This window comes from Brevibacillus brevis (genome assembly GCF_900637055.1).
GTDB lineage: Bacteria > Bacillota > Bacilli > Brevibacillales > Brevibacillaceae > Brevibacillus > Brevibacillus brevis.
Genome location: NZ_LR134338.1, coordinates 1,758,704 through 1,777,533 on the forward strand (window position 1 = coordinate 1,758,704; position 18,830 = coordinate 1,777,533).

16 protein-coding genes are annotated in these 18,830 nt (G+C 50.1%); 15 read left to right on the forward strand and 1 reads right to left on the reverse strand.

What is annotated here, in order from left to right; genetic code table 11:
• The first annotated feature begins 46 nt into the window (after positions 1-46).
• The 9 genes from EL268_RS09005 to EL268_RS09045 all read left to right on the forward strand — a co-directional run bounded on the left by EL268_RS09005 (position 47) and on the right by EL268_RS09045 (position 13,045).
• Complete coding sequence (locus tag EL268_RS09005; protein ID WP_232030353.1) at positions 47-688, forward strand: CIS tube protein; 642 nt, start codon at positions 47-49, stop codon at positions 686-688.
• Between the two features lie 7 nt (positions 689-695).
• Positions 696-1,811, forward strand: coding sequence for a phage late control D family protein (locus EL268_RS09010; RefSeq protein ID WP_106654532.1), 1,116 nt, complete (start codon positions 696-698; stop codon positions 1,809-1,811).
• Positions 1,808-2,533 (forward strand): phage baseplate assembly protein V, encoded by a 726-nt coding sequence (locus tag EL268_RS09015; protein ID WP_106654533.1) that lies wholly within the window; start codon positions 1,808-1,810, stop codon positions 2,531-2,533. Before EL268_RS09010 ends, EL268_RS09015 begins: the two co-directional genes overlap by 4 nt.
• A 16-nt stretch (positions 2,534-2,549) precedes the next feature.
• Positions 2,550-2,951, forward strand: a complete 402-nt coding sequence (locus tag EL268_RS09020) for a GPW/gp25 family protein (RefSeq protein WP_106654534.1) — start codon at positions 2,550-2,552, stop codon at positions 2,949-2,951.
• Between the two features lie 48 nt (positions 2,952-2,999).
• Positions 3,000-6,074: a putative baseplate assembly protein gene (locus EL268_RS09025; protein WP_106654535.1), complete on the forward strand. Its 3,075-nt coding sequence runs from the start codon at positions 3,000-3,002 to the stop codon at positions 6,072-6,074.
• Positions 6,075-6,091: 17 nt separating this feature from the next.
• Positions 6,092-8,335 (forward strand): putative baseplate assembly protein, encoded by a 2,244-nt coding sequence (locus EL268_RS09030; RefSeq protein WP_106654536.1) that lies wholly within the window; start codon positions 6,092-6,094, stop codon positions 8,333-8,335.
• Between the two features lie 24 nt (positions 8,336-8,359).
• Positions 8,360-10,468 carry a phage tail protein gene (locus EL268_RS09035; RefSeq protein ID WP_106654537.1) on the forward strand — a complete coding sequence of 703 codons (2,109 nt, stop codon included), beginning with the start codon at positions 8,360-8,362 and terminating at the stop codon, positions 10,466-10,468.
• A 36-nt stretch (positions 10,469-10,504) separates the two neighbouring features.
• On the forward strand, positions 10,505-12,142 hold the full coding sequence (locus EL268_RS09040) for a hypothetical protein (protein ID WP_106654538.1): 1,638 nt from the start codon (positions 10,505-10,507) through the stop codon (positions 12,140-12,142).
• A 78-nt stretch (positions 12,143-12,220) separates the two neighbouring features.
• Positions 12,221-13,045 carry an aldo/keto reductase gene (locus tag EL268_RS09045; protein ID WP_106654539.1) on the forward strand — a complete coding sequence of 275 codons (825 nt, stop codon included), beginning with the start codon at positions 12,221-12,223 and terminating at the stop codon, positions 13,043-13,045.
• A gap of 111 nt (positions 13,046-13,156) precedes the next feature.
• Here the strand turns inward: EL268_RS09045 and EL268_RS09050 are convergent, their stop codons facing one another.
• Positions 13,157-13,615: a YheC/YheD family protein gene (locus tag EL268_RS09050; protein WP_232030362.1), complete on the reverse strand. Its 459-nt coding sequence runs from the start codon at positions 13,613-13,615 to the stop codon at positions 13,157-13,159.
• A 125-nt stretch (positions 13,616-13,740) separates the two neighbouring features.
• Between EL268_RS09050 and EL268_RS09055 the strand changes: the two genes are divergently transcribed.
• From EL268_RS09055 to EL268_RS09080, 6 genes are all read left to right on the forward strand, one after another.
• A complete protein-coding gene (locus EL268_RS09055) occupies positions 13,741-14,487 on the forward strand; it encodes an IclR family transcriptional regulator (protein ID WP_047071855.1) in 747 nt (248 codons plus the stop codon).
• A 334-nt stretch (positions 14,488-14,821) separates the two neighbouring features.
• Positions 14,822-15,229: a hypothetical protein gene (locus EL268_RS09060; RefSeq protein WP_106654540.1), complete on the forward strand. Its 408-nt coding sequence runs from the start codon at positions 14,822-14,824 to the stop codon at positions 15,227-15,229.
• A gap of 155 nt (positions 15,230-15,384) precedes the next feature.
• A complete protein-coding gene (locus EL268_RS09065; RefSeq protein WP_106654541.1) occupies positions 15,385-16,017 on the forward strand; it encodes a TetR/AcrR family transcriptional regulator in 633 nt (210 codons plus the stop codon).
• A gap of 9 nt (positions 16,018-16,026) precedes the next feature.
• Entirely contained in the window at positions 16,027-16,530 is a 504-nt protein-coding gene (locus tag EL268_RS09070; RefSeq protein ID WP_106654542.1) for a DUF4188 domain-containing protein, read from the forward strand.
• 98 nt (positions 16,531-16,628) lie between these two features.
• On the forward strand, positions 16,629-17,960 hold the full coding sequence (locus EL268_RS09075; protein WP_106654543.1) for a phytoene desaturase family protein: 1,332 nt from the start codon (positions 16,629-16,631) through the stop codon (positions 17,958-17,960).
• Positions 17,938-18,828, forward strand: coding sequence for an RNA polymerase sigma-70 factor (locus EL268_RS09080; RefSeq protein WP_106654544.1), 891 nt, complete (start codon positions 17,938-17,940; stop codon positions 18,826-18,828). Before EL268_RS09075 ends, EL268_RS09080 begins: the two co-directional genes overlap by 23 nt.
• Positions 18,829-18,830 lie beyond the last annotated feature (2 nt).

Consider the following 18,830-nt stretch of genomic DNA (forward strand, 5'->3'; position numbering starts at 1 on the left):
AGCCGCCGCATTCACAGACAACTATTTCTTCGGAAAAGAGAGGCAAATGCCAATGGTGGGCCAGGAGAAAAAGGCGAAAATTTTAGTAGATCGCAACGGGCAAGGTGACTTTAAGGAGAGTATTTCCGTTCTCTTTAACCCTTCGGAATACAAGGTAGATGCTTCCAATAACTACTCGTGGCAAAAGATATTGGGACAATCGGTACCAGTCGGCATGTTCACAAGCGGTGATATCGAGACATTATCGGTCGACTTGTTTTTTGATACATACGAAGCTGGAGTGGATGTGCGTGCATTCACCAATCAGGTGCTGGGACTGATGGCCGTAGAAAAGAAGATCAGTACGCCGCCCCTATGCAAATTCGTCTGGGACAGCTTTCAATTCACCGGTGTTGTCGAGAAGGTTTCGCAGCGGTTTACGATGTTTCTCGATCAAGGGACACCGGTACGAGCCACGTTAGGCGTCACGTTTAAAGGCACGAGCGTGAAAAAGTCCGCGGACGATATCGGGGCTGCAAGAGAAAAGGTCGCACAACAAACGGTCAACCAAGGAGACCAGCTCTACTTGATGGCGTATCGCTCGTACAATGATGCGTCGAAATGGCGAAACATTGCGAACGCAAATGGGATCGACAATCCCAGACTTCTAAAACCGGCTACTACCCTGCGTGTGCCACTTGTGAGGTGACGAAAGAATGAGCGAATTAAAATTGACGACAGACCGCCATTCCTTCGATGACCTGCGCCAAACGTACAACAACTTTCATTCCCCAGCCTTGGAAATACTCGTTGGAGGAAAAAAACTGATCAGCCAGGTGGGTGTCGCCATTACCAAAGCAACGATCAACGCCAGCTTGGAAGGCAAAGCAGATACGTTCTCGTTTTCGGTAACCAATGCTTTTGATACGGCAGCGTGGGAATTCCGTTGGGTAGATGACTATTTGGTTCCTGGCAACGAAATCGAAATCCAGATGGGCTATGGAACCGAGCTATCCAGCCTTTTTTACGGACATATTACAGCCGTTTCGTTTGCATGTGTGGAGACTCCTACCATTACGGTAAAAGGGATGGACAAATCGTTTTTGCTCATGGTTGATAACAAGTCTGCCTCCTGGAATAAAAAGAAATACAGCGATGTCGTGAAAGAGCTGGGACAAAAATACGGCTTGTCAACGCAAGTAGATGATACGGTTCAGACAATCGAAACGATTACAAAGACGGTCTCCGAGACTGACTTTCAGTTTTTAAATCGTCTTGCAAAAATTTGTAACTACGATTTTTTTATCGTCGGGAAGAACTTGTATTTCCGTAAGCCACTGAGCAACATGACACCGGTCCTTACCTTGATCTGGGGAGTTTCCTTGCGCAGCTTTTCCGTTGATGTCAACATTGCTTCCCAAGCCTCCTCCTATACGGTGCGATGGGTAGACAAGGACAAAACAACGGTGCTCCAGGAAGCGAAAGCAACGAGCTCGGATATCGGGAAGCTCGGGACCAATTCGAAGACAAGCGCTGACCTGCTGCGAGCAATCGGTGATTATTTTGATAAATACGAGTCTACGAAAAAGCTGGACTCGCCTGAGGAGATAAAAGCGGTTGCCAAGGCACGCCTGAATCAACTCGCCATGAACCTTCTCGACGGCAACTGCGAGGCCATTGGTCTGCCAGAAATTCGTGCTGGCCGCTATATCATGCTAGAGGGCATGGGGAAAAAGCTGAGTCAGCCTTATTACATCACATCTGTTACACACACCATCGATGTGGCATCAGGCTATGTCACGACGTTTCAAGTGAAGGGAAATACGATATGAGCTTTGATCATTGGTTCTACCAGGATGAACGAACAGAAGAAGAACGGGCAAAGATCCACGGTGTCATTGTCGGCATTGTGACGAACAACGAAGACCCGGAAAAGCTCTCGCGTGTGAAGCTGAAGCTGCCTCTGATTGATAACGAGCGGGAGACAGATTGGGTGCGAATTGCCACGCTTTTTGCAGGAAAAGATCGCGGCAGCCTGTTTATTCCGGAGGTAGGCGACGAGGTGCTGGTCGCGTTTCACTGGGGTGATGTACGCGAGCCATTTGTGATCGGGATGCTCTGGAATCAGGAAAACAAAGGCCCGGAAATGGCGGAGAAAAACAACATCCGAAAAATCACGACCCGTGCAGGCCACGAAGTGATTTTTGGCGATGATCCGAATGACGGGAAGATCACGATTGCCACGAAAAAAGGACAACAGGTGGAGCTGTCGGACAAGGATGAGAGTATTGTGCTTACGGAGAGCAGCGGAAACAACCAAATCGCCATCAAAGGCGGCAACACGGGCGAAGTTACGGTGAAGAGCGGCTCAAGTACGATCACGTTGAATGCAAAAGGGCAAGTGACTATTCAGTCAGACACATCGCTGACAATCAAGTCCACCCAGCTGAATCTGGAGGCGCAGGGAGCCATGTCGATTAAAGCAGGAGCGTCCCTGAACATCAAATCGGACGGAATGGTTGCCATCAACGGTTCGGTGATTAAATTGAATTAAATCATGGGGGGATTCCATGCAGCAGCCATTCGGTGAAAAAGGATGGAAGTTCCCTATCCAGGTGGATCAGGCTACAGGCCGTATTCGTTTGTCCGACTACGAGGATGACATCGCGGAATCAATTCGTATCATTCTATCCACTGCAAAGGGAGAGCGTGTGATGCGACCGAAATTCGGGAGCGGATTGCAAGGGTTCATGTTTGATGGCACGGACGGAACGAGCCTGGCTTTGCTCCAGTCGGACATCGCAGAAGCGATCATGATCTGGGAGCCCCGTGTGCGGGATGTACAGGTGGAGGCCAAAGTAGACAAAACTCATTCCGAAACGGTGAACGTTACGATCAGCTATACAGTACGTGCGACAAGCAAAGGCTATCAGCTGTTGTATCCTGTCCATCGCCTTGGTCCACATGGGTAGCGCAAGAGTCACGGTCGCGTGAAGAAAAAAGGAAGGGAGGTCGGTAATGTGAAGCCGCCTTTGGTGGATCCGCGGGACATGCAGGCAGTCATCCGAAAAATGCGCGAAATGGTGCCATTCTACACACCGGAGTGGCGATTCACTCCAGAAGATCCTGATGCGGGTACGGCTTTATTTCTCCTTTTCGCAGACATGCTGATGAATAATCGTGAGCGTTTGAATCAAGTACCCGAGCGAAATTTTATCGCTTTTCTCAATATGCTTGGTGTCGGAATGGCTCAGGCAAGACCGGCAGAAACCTTTGTGACCTTTGAATTGAGCACAGGTGTGCAAAAGCCCGTGTGGATTCCGGCGGGCACAAAAGTTTCGGGTAAGTCTGCCCTTGGCGATGAAGTGATTTTCGAAACAGACCAGCCTATGCTGGCTACCCCCTCTCTCCCGACAGATCTGTTGTTTACCAATGGCAGTCGAGACTTTTTAACAGATGTAACGAACTGGCTTGGAACAAATGCGCCGCTCTCTCTTTTGGACTGCAAGACTTTGCCTAATCACCAGGCGCATTGCTGGTATTTGGGGCATGAGAACTTGTTTTGTTTAGGAGAGAGTGCTTCGATCCAGCTCACGATGATTTCCAATCAGGAACGCTACCTGGAATCCTTGCTGACAGAGAAGCTGGCGAATCCAGAGCTGGTCGAGTGGACGTATCAGTCAGAAGGCGAGTGGGTTTTGTTCGACAAAGTCGAGGCTGATCAAAATCGGCTGCGCTTGGAAAAAAAGCAGCGGAAAAAATGGGAGTCTAGTGAAGTGCAAGGAATCGAAAATCGTTGGCTTCGTTGTAGAGTGAAGCCAGGCATGATTCATGAATGGATGAAAAATGGCGGGAGCACCTCCCTGACCCAAATCCAGTTGAAGACGGATTATTTGCCGACAGATGATTCGGAGGGCCTTGCACCCGACATGCTTTTCTCCAATGATGTGCAGGTTTCTGGGAGTGGCGGCCTTGCGTTTGGCGAGCAGCTCGCACCGTATGGCATGTTTTTTTTGTCCTGTGAGGAGGCGCTGACGAAGCCTGGAAGTACGGTTGCCCTTCGTTTTTGGATGAAGACGGTGCCTTATCCCGCTACGCATCTGTCACAACCGGAACCGAAATGGAAATGGATCATGAAGGAGTCTTCCTTTGACCCTCCTGCGACGACACCCGTCACGGTCAGCAAGGTGGTATGGGAATACTGGAATGGCAGTGGATGGATGGTGCTCCTGTCAGGGGAGGAGTATGAAAAGAGGTTTGCTGGTACCGATACGATTGAGGAGATTGTGGTTGCCTTTACGTGTCCAGATGATTTGCAGCCGACGACAGTGCAATCACAGCCAGGTTATTGGATTCGAGTGAGAATTCTTCAGGTGGAAGGCTTATATGGTCCGAATCCTGTATACATGGCCCCGTGGCTGGAAGACATGCGATTGACCTACTCGTACCGGGAGTCCCTCCATGGGCCGGAAGCGATTCTCACACAGAACGACTTGGATTGGAAGCAACCTGTCCGTACAGGCAATCATCAGGCTAGCTTCCAGCCGTTTTTGACGTCCGAATGCTTGCATCCCGCCATCTACTTCGGATTTGAACAGCCGCCTTTACAAGGACCGCTCTCTTTCTACTTTTCTTTCCTGCCGATGGAAGAATCCTCAGGGTCCACTCCTGTTGTGCAATGGGAGTATAAGCACGGGGACACAGGGACAACGTCTTGGGCCAAGCTGCAGACGATTGATCAGACCTCTGGTTTTACGGAAAGTGGTACCGTCCGTTTCGCTGGTCCTTTTGATATGGGAAAAAGCAAAATGTTTGAGCGAGAGCGTTATTGGATTCGCGCCGTCCATGTAGACAATCGGCTTGGGGGAGGCACTTCGGATGCACGACATCCCGTGCTAAGCGGCTTTTATCCGAATACGATACGAGCTATTCAACAGGAGACGATTCGCAATGAAATGGCGGAGCGGATAGCAGAGGGGCCACAAGCCGAGTACAGACTCATCCGACATCCCGTCATGGGGGAAGAAGTATGGATAGATGAAACAGGCTACTTTTTGCCGAGCGAACGAAAGAGCTGGCTGGAACATCCAGAAAATCGGGTGGAGCTTCTCTATGATTCTGAAGGGAACGAGCAAAAATGCTGGGTTCTGTGGAAGCGAGTAGCGCATCTGCACGATTCTGGCCCGGATGATCGTCATTACTGCCTGGAGAGCGCTACTGGAAAAATTATATTTGGCGATGGCCGACACGGTAGGGAGCTTCCACAAACCGGACTCGGTTCCGTGAGGGTGACGTATAAGGTTGGTGGGGGAACAGCAGGAAATCTTCCAGCCGGGCAGTTGAATCAACTGGAACAATCGATTCCGTTTGTCCAAGCTGTCCGCAATCCGGTGCCTGCGATTGGGGGCAGTGATCGGGAAATGCTGACGGAAGCTTTGCAGCGCGGTCCTCAGACAATCAAGCATCGCTATCGGGCGGTGACGGCTGAAGACTTCGAATGGCTCGTCCGTGAAGCCCATCCGGGGATAGCCAAAGTGAAGTGTTTGCCGAATCGGAACAGTCGTCTGCAAAGAGAAGCAGGGCATGTCACTGTGATCGTATTGCCCGCAGCCGGAAGCTTTGGCACACAATTTTTGGAGCTTCAGCGTTCTGTCACGAACTACTTGCTTACACATGCGGCAGCGACGGTAGCCTCCCCCGAGCGGATTCATGTGAGGGAGCCTGTCTACTTGGAAATTGCGGTGACAGCAGAGCTGGCAGTGGGGTCTTTGGAGGAAATCGTTGAGGTGGAGCTGGAGTCACTCGGCAAGCTCGCGCGATTCCTTGACCCGATATCGGGAAATCTGCACGGTGGGGGCTGGGAAATCGGACAACGTGTGCACCCGTCGCTCTTGTTTGCCTTGTTGAAATCCGTAAAGGGCGTCCGCTTTGTGGATCATCTGACCTTGGCTGTATTTCGAACGGAAAATGGGCAGCGAAAGGAACTACTCGCTTCTGAATACGAAATGATCATACATGGGATCGTCACAGAGGGTGCGCATCGAATCAGCGTCCGTGTTCACGAAAGCCAAGCTGCCTACCCACCCAAACATTGAAAAAGGAAGTGTGCGCTATGCTTCCATCCAAGAATCTGGATGATCGCCACTTTGAAGAGATCGTCGAACAAGCAAAAAACGCGATCCCCAAGCTGCAGCCAGAATGGGGTGATCACCGTCATCACGATCCGGGCATTACGCTTTTGGAAATGTTCGCGTGGTTGATGGAAATGCAGCAATACTACCTCAATCGGATCACGGAAAAGAACGAGCGCAAATTTTTGCAGCTCATGGGTATACACCCAAAGAGCCAGTCATGTGCGACGACGGATGTAACGTTTTACGACGTGTCAGAAGAAGCGATCCTTCCGGAGAAGACGAGATTATTCGCGGGGAATCTTCCTTTCGAGACGGAACATTCGCTTGTTCTGGTACCGGCCAGCCTGGAGCGTGTTCTGGTTCATACAGAAAGCGGGACGGCGGATGTAAGTTCATCCAATGCGCATAACGGTGTTTCCTACTACGCATTTGGCCAAGAACCAAAGATAGGGAACAAGATATACCTCGGCTTTGATCGGCCACTGCCAGTAGGGAAGGCAGTTTCAATTGGTTTGCGTCTGTTTGAAGACTATCCTGTCCCGATTGTCCCGCTTACGCCCCCGTCTCTTTTCGTTCCATCAGCCACTCTCATGTGGGAGTACTATGGACAGAACGAACGAACGCAAGAAATGGGATGGAGTCCGTTACCACCAGTCTCGGATGAAACGATGAATCTCTCCTTTTCGGGACGAGTCCTGATCGAGCTGGAAGGGGCAATGAAGCCACTCATGCTTTACCCCGCCAATGATCGGCCTCGCTTTTGGCTCTGTGCGACATTGCGTGCAGGTCGATTCGAATTGGCTCCTCGTATGGAAAAAATCGAGTTGAACACCGTTAGCGCCATCCAACGCGAAACCTTCAGTCAGGTATGGGAGTTTGACGGGACCGGTCAAGCGGATCAGACGATTGTTCTTTCCAGCTCGCTATCGTATGGAGGCACTGTGGAGGTTCAATGCAAAAAGGGGCGTCAGTGGCAAAGTGGATGGGATCAAGATGAACCAGACCAAGCCGATACAGGCGTATTTTCGTTTCGCGTTTCACGCGACCCCGAACAGGGCACAACGATGATTCGGTTTGGAAGTGCGATGCCTGAGGGCCGCAGAAATATTCGAGTCATTGCCTATCGGAGTGATTTTGCGGGGCAGCGCTTCATTGGAGAGAGCAGTGGATTGCCACATCAAGTGTTTCGGCTGAACGTCCAATCGATCTTGCCAGAAACGTTTGTCATTCAGGTGGCGCGTCAGGTCGAGGGCAGTCCGTTCCCCGTCTGGGAAGACTGGTCGCTGGTCGCTGATTTTGACCGTTCGGGGCCACAGGATCGCCATTTTTTGCTGATTGATGCGGACGGAACAGAAATTGTGTTTGGCAACAATGAGCACGGAGCCATTCCCGAAAGGCTGGAAGGCATGGCAGGCATTCGGATCATATCTTGTCAGACAGGCCAAGGGGCGAAGGGGAATGTACAGGGTGGCCAAATTACCCGGTTCCTCCAGCTCGCCCGGCAGCGAACCACCGCGCAGGTGACGAATCCCCGTCCAGCCTGCGGGGGAAGCGAGCGCGAAACGATCGACCAAGCCAAACGCAGGATGAGAATGGAATGGAAAAAACCGCAGCGGGCCGTTACAGCAGAAGATTATGAGGCCATCGCACTCTCGACACCCGGATTGCGAGTAGCCCGTGCAAAGGCAATCCCCCTGTATAAAGTAGGGGAAATGGACGCTACCGAGCAAAACGCAGCCGCTCAAATGACCGTCGTTATCGTCCCGTTCAGCGACCAGCCGACACCACTGCCAAGTGAAGGTTCCTTAAGGACCGTTCGTCACCAATTGGATCAGCGAAGGCTGCTGACAACAGAAGTCCATGTGGCTGCCCCAGTCTATATCAAAGTGACCGTTTTTGCGACAATCGTGGTGGAGCCTGCGTTTGCAGACAAAAAGCAGATCGCGCTACAGGCATTGAAGCAATATTTAAAACCATTGGATGTACACAATCCTTCGACTCACCAAGGAAAAGGATGGGAATTTGGCCGACCTGTTTATAAAAGTGATCTCTACGAGGTGTTAAACCAGATCGAGGGTGTGCTGTACGTGACGGATTTGTGGGTTTCCGCAGAGGGCACAGGCATTATCAGGGATGAAGGGGGCGATATTCAGATTCCGCGTCATGGGCTGGTGTACTCAGGCGAGCATGTTCTGGAGCTCGTTTTGGATAGAGAAAGATAGACGGGAACAAACGGAGGAGTGGGCATGGATACAATGAATCGTTTCTTTTCCCTGAACAATCCGTCCGATTGGCAGCGGGGGGCCTGGTATAACCTTCACGTCTCCAACGAGGGGATCGCGCTGAATAAATCGCCCGAATATGTGATCGATCATGTGCATCAAGCTGGGACGACACATCACTCTCGACTCTTGGATTTTGCCATTGCACACGTCGGTTCGTTGCTTTGGCTGGATGAAAGCGGACAGATCACGCATTACGATGACAGCAACAACTTCAAGGAGACTGTGTTTCGCGCTGGACGCGGATTGTTTTCCAAAGACTCGTTTCTCGTCGCTGACGAAGAATACGTGTACATCATCGACCCCGAAGCGAGGCGAAAAGTCGGAGCGTATTCCATAACCAACGGCCAATGCGTTTGGAGCTGGGAAGATAGGGAAGGACAGCGGCTTTTTCCTTTGGATGCAGGACTGGATGAAGAGGGACGTCTTTATATCACGACACCCTTGGTTGTAGAACGAGACAGCGAACGAAAGGAAATCGCGGCGGGGACACAAGTCGTCGTCCTTCGGCTGAATCGGGCAGGCAAAATAGAGGCTACATACGCGCATGCGGAATTGAAAGTAACAGAGACAGCTACCCTTCGTGAGATCAGACGAAGAAGGCTGTTTCGCCTGTCTGTTGCCGAATCGGGCATTGCCTATCTATTTTTGGCACAGACGAATCAAGTGTTTTGGTTTTCTTCGGAAGGCTCCGATGTGTGCACCCTGGCGATCCCGTCAGGAACCAAGCCCGCAGGATTTGCAGTGGGTCCAGGTCCTATTCTCTATGTGGGGGATAGTCGTTCCATCGATTCGGCTCATGATCATACCCGATTCATTTTGCGTTTTCAACCAACGGGAGAAGCACTTGCGCCATTGACCAACTACCACGGACGAGCAGACAAGCTCGTTTTTGACCACCAGCAACGGCTGTATGTCTGGGACGCACAGAAAAATGTTCTGACCATGTTGAGGCTCGTCTCGCGGACGTCCAACCTGGATGAGACCGGTATACCGATGGGCATCTACTTCTCACCTGCACTGGATAGCGCGGAATTTGAAACGGTTTGGCATAAATTCACGCTGGATGCAGACATACCAGAAGAAGCGCAATTGCTCATCTCGACATTTTCTTCTGATCGAAAAGAGCATGTGATTCATGGAGCCGTACGCAATCTGGATGATTTTTTGCTGGCAGACGATATGGACTGGAAAACCAAGCTGCAAAGGACGGCCAATCTATGGTCGGAGCCAGTCATCAACGCCTCCGATGCGCTGTTTCATTCAGCAAAAGGCCGCTATTTATGGCTCAAAATCGAATGGCTAGGTACCGACCGCCACTCGCCGCTGCTCAGGCAAATGCGGATTTACTCGCCGCGCGATACATTTTTGCGGTATCTGCCAGCTACTTATCAAAGTGAACCTGTCAGTGCTGATTTTTTGGAACGCTTCCTCTCCCTTTTCGGGACGTTTTACTTGGAGCTGGAGGAACAGATTGATACCCTCTCACGTTTGTTCGATCCTGATACGACACCTGGCGAGTTCGTCCCTTGGCTGGCTTCCTGGTTAGGGATGGGCAGGGAAGATCATTGGACAGAGGCACAGCACCGAGAGCTGATTCGTCGTGCGCCGGAGCTATACGCAGAGCGGGGCACTCGTACAGGATTGGAAAAGATGGTGGAGCTATATACCGGGGAGCGCCCGATGATCGTGGAGTATTTTCAAATCAGGGACATGAAGGCGATCCCTGAGCTGCACGAGCTGATCTCTTCCTTGTATATGGATCATCCGTATCAATTTTGCCTGATCGTGTCGCAGGAATGCGCGAAAACAGAGCGGGAGCAGTCGGTTCTGCAAAAGATTTTGGAAGATCAAAAGCCTGCTTTTACAGAGGCGAAGCTCATCGTTCTTCGCCCGGGCATCTACGCCGACCTCCATAGCTACGTAGGGATTAATTCGTATTTAACAGAGCCGTCGTTTCTCACGCTGGATCAAAATTTATCCATGCCATACAACACAGTGCTAAGTGGGAAGGACCGCAGCAGACGAATCGATTATGACACGAGGATTGGCCTGGATGCAGAGCTGGAATAAGAAGCCAAGATTTTTACGCAAAGTGAGGTGTTCAAGATGAAGAATCTGCGTTATTTTCCCCATGAACGGAATGTGTATTTCAAAGGGAAGCTGTTGACCGTCAGAGATTTCGAATCAGAACAGCGCTATTTCAATGACAAACGTCGGCTCACCAATCGGTTGCTACACGGGGGTGGAGTGGTATGCGGTTTGCAGGTGATCGCTGTGGACGAAAAGCAGATTTCGGTAGAGGCTGGAGTCGCTCTTGATTATCTCGGGAGGGAAATCGTGCTTCCTGAGCCTGTGAAGCTGAAGTTGTCCATGATGGAAGGCTTTAGCAACAACGATTACGCGAAAAATGTGTACGTCTGCTTGGCCTATGATGAAAAAGGCAAAGAACAGGTCTTCTCCGTCTCTGAAACCGTCGAGCAGGAAATGGCTGAATACAACCGGGTGGCAGAAGGATATCGGCTTTTTATCAAAGAGGAGGCACCACATCCTGCTTCCATCGAAGGGGTGCAATTGGTAGAGCAAAGAGTGCTGCTATATGCAGATCCACAGGTACGCATTTGGCAGGCGACTCCACGATACGTCAACCCGGGTGAAGTATTTTCCTTGCAGTTGCACATTGAGAAGACGGTACAAACCTCACGCGTGCAATTCCACTACAAGCTGGATGCGCCGGGGCTGACAGTCATGGAAAGCAGCGACGGTAGCGTATCCTTCTTAGAGCCTGTTGACGCGAAAGAGACGGATTACGTCGTCTCCATTCCGATCAAGGCTGGCTGGGATCGCGGAACGGTGGAGCTGGCAGTGCTGGGTGGCAAGGCAGAGGTTCGACTCGGCGATCGCTTGGCGCATACCGATCTCGTCTCTGTAGGAAAAATCGAAATCACGCCAGACGATCTGGTAGAGCGGCTCGTGTCCGATTACTACAATCGCAAGCTGGATCAGGTGACACAGGCAACCGAACAGCCTTTTCTTTATTTGGCAAAAGTATGCTTGCTGCAAATGAATGCGACCTATGTAATTGAGAAGGTTGTTCCTGTTCCGTTTGGGGAGTACGTGTATACACCAGCGCTTTTGCAAAAGCTTGCGTGGCGTGCGCAGAAGGGAAAACCGGTCGAGCAAGGGTCTCATGCGGATTCCTTTCGGGTGACCACGCGTGTAAAAGAAATCGCGGCAGGCGATAAGCCGCAGTTCGATGTGAGCTACGATAATCTGGCGTCTGTCTATCAGTTTGAGCTTGGGCTGCCCCGACCCGGAAAGGCAAATGAACAAGTAGCAACTGGCGTCGTAGAAATACCGATTGAGCCGTACTCGTCCAACTGGCCGTTTGGGGTCAAGATCGGCAATCGTTATTTTTCAGAGGAGCTCAAGCACTCCCTCGGAAAAGGGAACGTGTATGTCAGTGCAGGAATCGAGGATTTTCATGCAGATGTGATCGATGAGTTGCTTTCCCAACATGAGCAAGTAATGTACGGGCATAGCAGTGTTTTTGATGATTCGGAGTATGCGACAGATGCAGCGCATTTTGCCGTAGGGGTCATCGTTTATCCGCAGAAAGGAACGTTTCGGATTGGCGTTCAGGTGAAGGGGGCTGTTCAGACAGATCGGGCAAGGATCAGGTGGTGGGCGATCAAACCGCTGGCAGCAGGGACAGAAGACGTGGTGTATCAAGATTCGCAAGAGTAGGAAGGTTTGCTTCATTCAGTATTTATGATACACTTTCTTAATGTAAGTACATATCAGCGTTAGACGGGAGGAGATCCAATGGCAACACATATCACAGATCATTCCGTTTTGAACAACGGGGTGAAGATGCCCTGGCTGGGTCTGGGTGTCTGGAAGGCAAAAGACGGAAACGAAACGTTGGCCGTCCGTTCCGCGATTGAGGCGGGGTATCGCAGTATAGACACGGCAGCTATCTACGGCAACGAAGCCGGCGTAGGCGAAGGAATACGTCAAGCCGGGATTGATCGCGATCAATTGTTCATCACGACCAAGGTATGGAATGCGGATCAAGGCTACGAGTCAACGCTGAAGGCTTTTGATGAAAGTATGAAAAAATTGGGGATCGATACGCTCGATTTGTATCTGATTCACTGGCCCGTAAAAGGTAAGTATGTAGATACATGGAGGGCCTTGGAGAAGCTGTACCGCGATGGATATGTGCGTGCGATTGGCGTCAGTAATTTTCATAGCCACCACCTCGAGGATTTGCGCCAACATAGCGAGATCATTCCGGTTGTCAACCAAGTCGAGTATCATCCATTGCTTACCCAAAAAGAATTACATGCGTATTGCAAAGAGCACCAAATTCAACTAGAAGCATGGAGCCCGTTGATGCAAGGAAATCTCGATCATCCTCTCTTGGTAGAATTGGGACAAAAATATGGCAAGTCTCCTGCACAAATTGTGCTTCGCTGGGATTTGGAAAACCAAGTGGTCACGATTCCGAAGTCGATCACACCAGAGCGGATTCGCCAGAACGCAGATGTTTTTGACTTCTCTCTACGTGCTGAGGATGTAGAAAAAATCAATGCCTTGAATGACAACAAGCGTTTTGGGCCGGACCCGGACAATTTTGATTTTTAAAGGGACAATCACATCAGATCAAAGGGGAGCCGCGACAAAACGGTTCCCCTTTTTCTTATACGTGCCTTCGATAGGCACATATGCTGTTGTACATCGATTTGTCGGCAAGCTTCAGGAACAGGGTAATGTCTGGTCGCAGATTGGCTTCAATAATCCGCTTCTTTTGACATTGGTGATGATATAGCTTCTGCCTGCTACTTTTGCAAGCATTCCGGTGACGACCCAGGGAGAGCCTGATCTTCTTTGGACCATCACTCTTACATCGAACAAGGAACCATTGACCTGTGCCAGTGAGATCCCGCGCTGAATCAGGTAAGGGGTAGTTATTTTTCTGCGCAAATACCTGTACGTCTCCAACTTGCCACGCAACGTGTGATGTGAAGGTCCGCGCTGGACGCGGTAACGGCTCTTGGCTTTCCGTGTGACGAGCATGACGCCAGCACCACCACTTCCTGCTGCTGGTTTGACGATCACCTTTTTGTATTGATCCAGAAAAGCAGACAAAGACTGCTTAGAAAAACGACGTGTTCGGGGTAAGGCCGAGACCAGCGAAGAGCTTGCCCGGAGCACGCTATACTTGGTTAGTTTGGATTCACTCTTTACTATGCTTTATTTTTTCGTATACTGAAAAGTAGCATATTCGTTTCATCAGACGAAACGATCGGAACAAAGTAGGAAGCAGGTGTCAAACACTTATGGAAGAAGAACAAAAAGCAAACGTTCGAGCAGTCGATCGGGCTTTGGATATCCTGCTCTGTTTTACGGACGCAACGGATCTGGGCCTAAGTGAGATAGCGAGTCGACTCTCCTTGCATAAAAGTACCGTGCATCGTTTGCTGGCAACGCTGGAGAACAAAGGGTTTCTGATACGAGATGTTCAGACGGAGAAGTATCGACTTGGGTTTCGGGTTTGGGAGTTATCCGCCAATTTGTCGCAAAACGATGATCCTGCGACATTGCTGCTGCCGGAGATGGAGCGATTGCGGGATTTGGTGGAGGAAACGATCAGTCTGTACGTGCGGGATGGAAACGAGCGGATTCGCGTACAGGCAGTCCAGAGCAAGCAGCCGATTCGCAGGGTGGCGCCAATCGGAGCGCGTATGCCACTAGCGGTGGGGGCATCCAGCAAAGTACTTGTTGCATATGCAGAGCCTTTCATTTTGCAGGAAGTCATCAGCGACCCGAATTGGCCTGACTATGTGAACAAGGAGTCTTTTATTGAGCAATTGGATCAAATCAGGAAGCAAGGCTTCGCGACTAGTGTGGAGGAGAGGGAGCTGGGGACGGCAGCTGTAGCCGTCCCGATATTCAACCGCAACGGACAATTGGTAGCGTCTATTGCGGCGTCGGGTCCTTCCAACCGCCTGACTCCTGAAAAAATGAGCCAATATGCGCCTTACATCATGGAAGCAGCCTATCGGATGGGGAAAATGATGAAATAACCAAGAAGCCAGTCGACACGACAATAAAGTGTCAGACTGGCTTTGTTTGTGGAGGACCGAACTTACGTTACCTCACCGATCATATACGATTGCTTCCCTTCTCCCCCATTCAAGCTTAGCAATCTTACTCATTTTATTTGCCGTGATTTGATTAAAGTTCTGTTCTTATTTTCACATTGGTGAGGATGTAGAAATTAAATTCAATGTAGGTAAACGACATGAGATAGGAGTATACTATCATAAATGGTAAGAAAAACCGCGACTGAGGGAATTGTCTAACTTACGAGCTGAGTGATCGGCTTCTGCGCTACTTTAGGGAGAGGAGACACTTTCAATGATCAGGTCTATCTTTATTCTTGTAAAATTGTTCGGAACATTTCTGCTAGGCCTTCTACTTTATGCTAGTTTTTATCTGCTTCAGGATGCGGTTTCGTATCGTCTGGATGGTGGCATGCTTCTCGGGGGCATCGTATTGTTTCTCTTTTCCACTTCTGTTCTTCTGCTTATGTGGGTTCCGAATGAGAAAAAACGGTTTAAAAAGCTTCTCGGCTTTTTGGAGAATTCAGGTATGTTCCTTTTTTTTCTTTTTACTACGATCTTGATGGGAGCGGGCACGTATCTGGCCGTAAAAGAAGAATCCTACGGACTCGCTGCAGGCGCGGCTGTCTTGTTTTTGGGTTCCGCCGTGTTTTTGGTCGTGGCTCTATGCAGCATGTTTGGCGTAAGAGATCGTTCTTCGTAACATTCATGATGGACTTTCCCAACACTACTGCCGTATCGCCAGCACACCTTATCAAAAGAGGATGTGCTGTTTTTTTACTCAAATAAAAAACTTTACTCAAGTTAATTTATATACTATGATAAACGCAAGCGGAAATATGGAAAAAGGAGTACAAGATGGCAGAAGCATTATCGTTACGTGAGAAAAAGAAAGCAAAAACCAAATTCGCCCTACTGGACGCTGCCTTGGAGCTGATAGGAGACGGGAGCTTCCGCAATGTACTGGTAGATGATATTTGCGAACGAGCAGAGGTGTCGAAGGTCACATTCTTTAAATTTTTCCCGCAAAAGGAAGAACTCTTGATTTATTACATGAGTATATGGCAAGCAGAGTGCTTCGTTGAGTTGCGGAGTACGGGCAAGAGAGGTTGGGAAGCCGTTCGGCATATTTTTGCCAAGGTTACGCGCGATAGCGAGAAGCAGCCTGGGATCATGCTCAGCCTTATCAGCTTTTTAGCCGAGCAAAAAATGCACCCGTGTGTACCGCTTTTATCTGATGCTGAATTGTATTTGCGCTTCCCTGAGCATGAGGAGAGAGAAGCCATTAGAGCTACTGGTCTGCATCAACTGTTCCAAAAGTGCGTGCAAGAAGCAGCCGAAGACGGTCAGCTTGCCCTTCACCTGTCGGAGGAGGAAGCCGTTATTTTGTTATTCTCGATGTTTTACGGAGCCTATCTGACGGCACATTTGTTTCATGTGTCTGATTATATGGCGTGTTACGAATTGCACCTCAAATCATTGATAAGGTAGGGGAGTCGGATGGCAAAAGTAGTTCCGGGGCGTTTTACAGCTCAAGTGGAAGGACCTTTCGTCGTGTTTATCATCGGGATGCGAATCAACCGTATGCTTGCCGTTCACAAGTGGATGCCAGTAGCTAACGCTATGGGAGGCATGATGCGAGAATTGTACCAGCACCCGGAGCTCGGACTGTTGGGTCACACTTCGCATTTTAATCTGCGTGAAATCACTCAAATCCAGTACTGGCGATCCTATGAGCATCTGGAAAAATACGCGAGAAAAAGCCACAATCATCTGAGCGCGTGGAGGAAGTTCAACCAAGCAGTAGGAACGGATGGAACGGTTGGGATTTTTCACGAGACGTACTTGGTCGATGCGGGAAAATACGAATGTCTTTACGGAAATATGCCTGTCTGGGGATTGGCCAAGGCGGGTGAGCATCTGCCGGCAGTCGGAAAAAGAGAGACGGCACGCCGCCGTTTGGGCGGTGAGAACGAGCCAGCGGTTCCTACTCCTACACCTTGATCGATTGACGTCCAAGTCAATCAGGAATTTTTCCTAAACCGTGTCACAAAAAAAAGCCCTCTAAAGACTTATGTGTAAATCGATTGGAGGGATTAAAAATGGAAAAGTGGGATGTTGCCGTTATCGGCGGAGGAATGAGCGGTTGGGTTGCCGCTGCGTATGCAGTGAAAGCTGGACAGCGGGTGATGCTAGCTGAAAAAGCGAGGATGTTTGGCGGCAGGGCCCTGACGGTTCATAAAAATGGAGTGTTCCTTAGTCTGGGCGCGCATGCGATTTACAGAGATGGTGAATGCTTTCGTATCCTCAATGAGCTTGGCGCAACACCAGATGGCAACGTACCGGCGATGGCTGGTCATATGCTACGAGAGAAACAGCTCTATGACTTGCCCGGCTCTCCCCTTTCGCTTATGACATCACGTTTGCTTTCGATCAGGGGCAAAGTAGAGCTGGCTCGCATGATGATGTCCCTAAAAAAGCTGGACAAACGAAACCTCCCACAAGGCTCGCTGAAGGAATGGGCGGAACGATCCATCCGCGAACCGGAGGTCAGACACATGATCTACGCCTTGTGCCGTACGGCCACCTTTGCACATAGGCCCGAGATTCAATCGGCTGGGCCGGCACTGCGACAAGTGAATCATGTCCTTAATGGCGGAGCATTGTATGTGAACGGTGGATGGAGTTCCATTATAGAGCGGCTGCGCCAAACAGCGATGAAGGCGGGTGTACGGACCGAGACGGGGAAAGCTGTGGTTAGCGTCACTCGGCAAACGTCGGCCCAACCAGATTCAGTAGAAAGCTTCTACGAAATCCGGTTCGCGGACGGTGAGGTACGTTATGCAAATGCAGTCATTTTGGCCGTCCCCCCGACCGAATGCTACAAAATCGTTAGCGGCTCCGAGAAGACAGCTCTCGAAAGATGGTGTCGGCAAGCGCGACCAGTCACGACAGCCTGTCTTGATCTCGGGATGCGAAGGCTACCTAATCCAAAAGTACAGTTTGTCATGGGGCTTGATTCTCCTTTTCTATTTAGCAATCAGTCGAGAGCGGCGAAACTTAGCGATAATGGTGAGCTTGCGGTTCATATCCTGAAATATCACGGTTCTTCGCAGCCTGACGCTGAGCAGGATAAAGCCGATCTGGAGCGAATGATGGATATTTTACAGCCAGGATGGAGGAAGGAATTGCAAGCGACTCAATATTTACCGCATATAACGGTTGTTCACGACTATGCTCACACTGAACGCATGGAAGCGCCCGGTCCTGCTGTCCCCGAGTTGCCAAATCTTTATATCGCTGGCGATTGGGCCGGACATGGCGAACTGCTTGTGGATGCCGCGGCGGCCAGCGCCAAGCGCGCCGTTGTTGAATTACTAAACCGATCAATGCCGAAACAAGGGGAGTACCATGAATATCGCAGAACAATATGAATTGTATAGACCGTTGTTATTTTCGATTGCTTATCGGTTACTCGGCAGTGTATCGGATGCCGAAGATATTGTACAGGAGACGTTTGTGGCTTGGACGGAACGAGACGGCGAGAGATCCGTTACCAACACAAAATCGTATCTTTGTCGTATTGCTTCCAATTTGTGCGCAGACCGAATTCGGAAACAGACCAAACAACGGGAAACTTATATCGGTCCGTGGCTGCCCGATCCGCTGGTCGAAGGAAGGGGTGGCCCCGAGGATATTTGCATAAGGAGAGATACGATCAGCACGGCCTATTTGCTCTTGCTGCTACAGTTAAGTGAAGTCGAACGCATCATCTTTGTTTTGCGAGAGGCGTTCGGCTTCAGCTATGAAGAAATTGCCGATTTGACCGGCAAAAGTGTAGCCAACTGCCGACAAATCTTTCACCGGGCAAGGCGAGGCATGCCGCGCTCTACGGAAGAGGAGACCCCGACGTCAACACAAACAGCGCGTGCGCATCAGATCGTTCGGCAATTCATGCAATCGTTTGAAAGTGGTGACATCAGTCGTGTAATGGAACTGCTAACGGCGGACGTTGCACTTATCATGGATGGCGGCGGTAAGGTGAAAGCAGCGCTTAACCCGATTCTTACAACGGAACGGGTTATTGCTTTCTTTACTGGGACGGCCAGTAAGCTTCCAGAAGGCATGGTTTATCACCATGCAACGGTTAATGGATTGCCAGGCTTCGTATTTATGATCGGTGAAACCGTCCATTATGTCCTATCCGTAGAGCTCGAAGGTAACCGTATCTCAAGATTTTATATGACGGTGAACCCTGACAAGCTGGTCCACCTGAACATGGCAAAGACTTCACCATTTTAGAC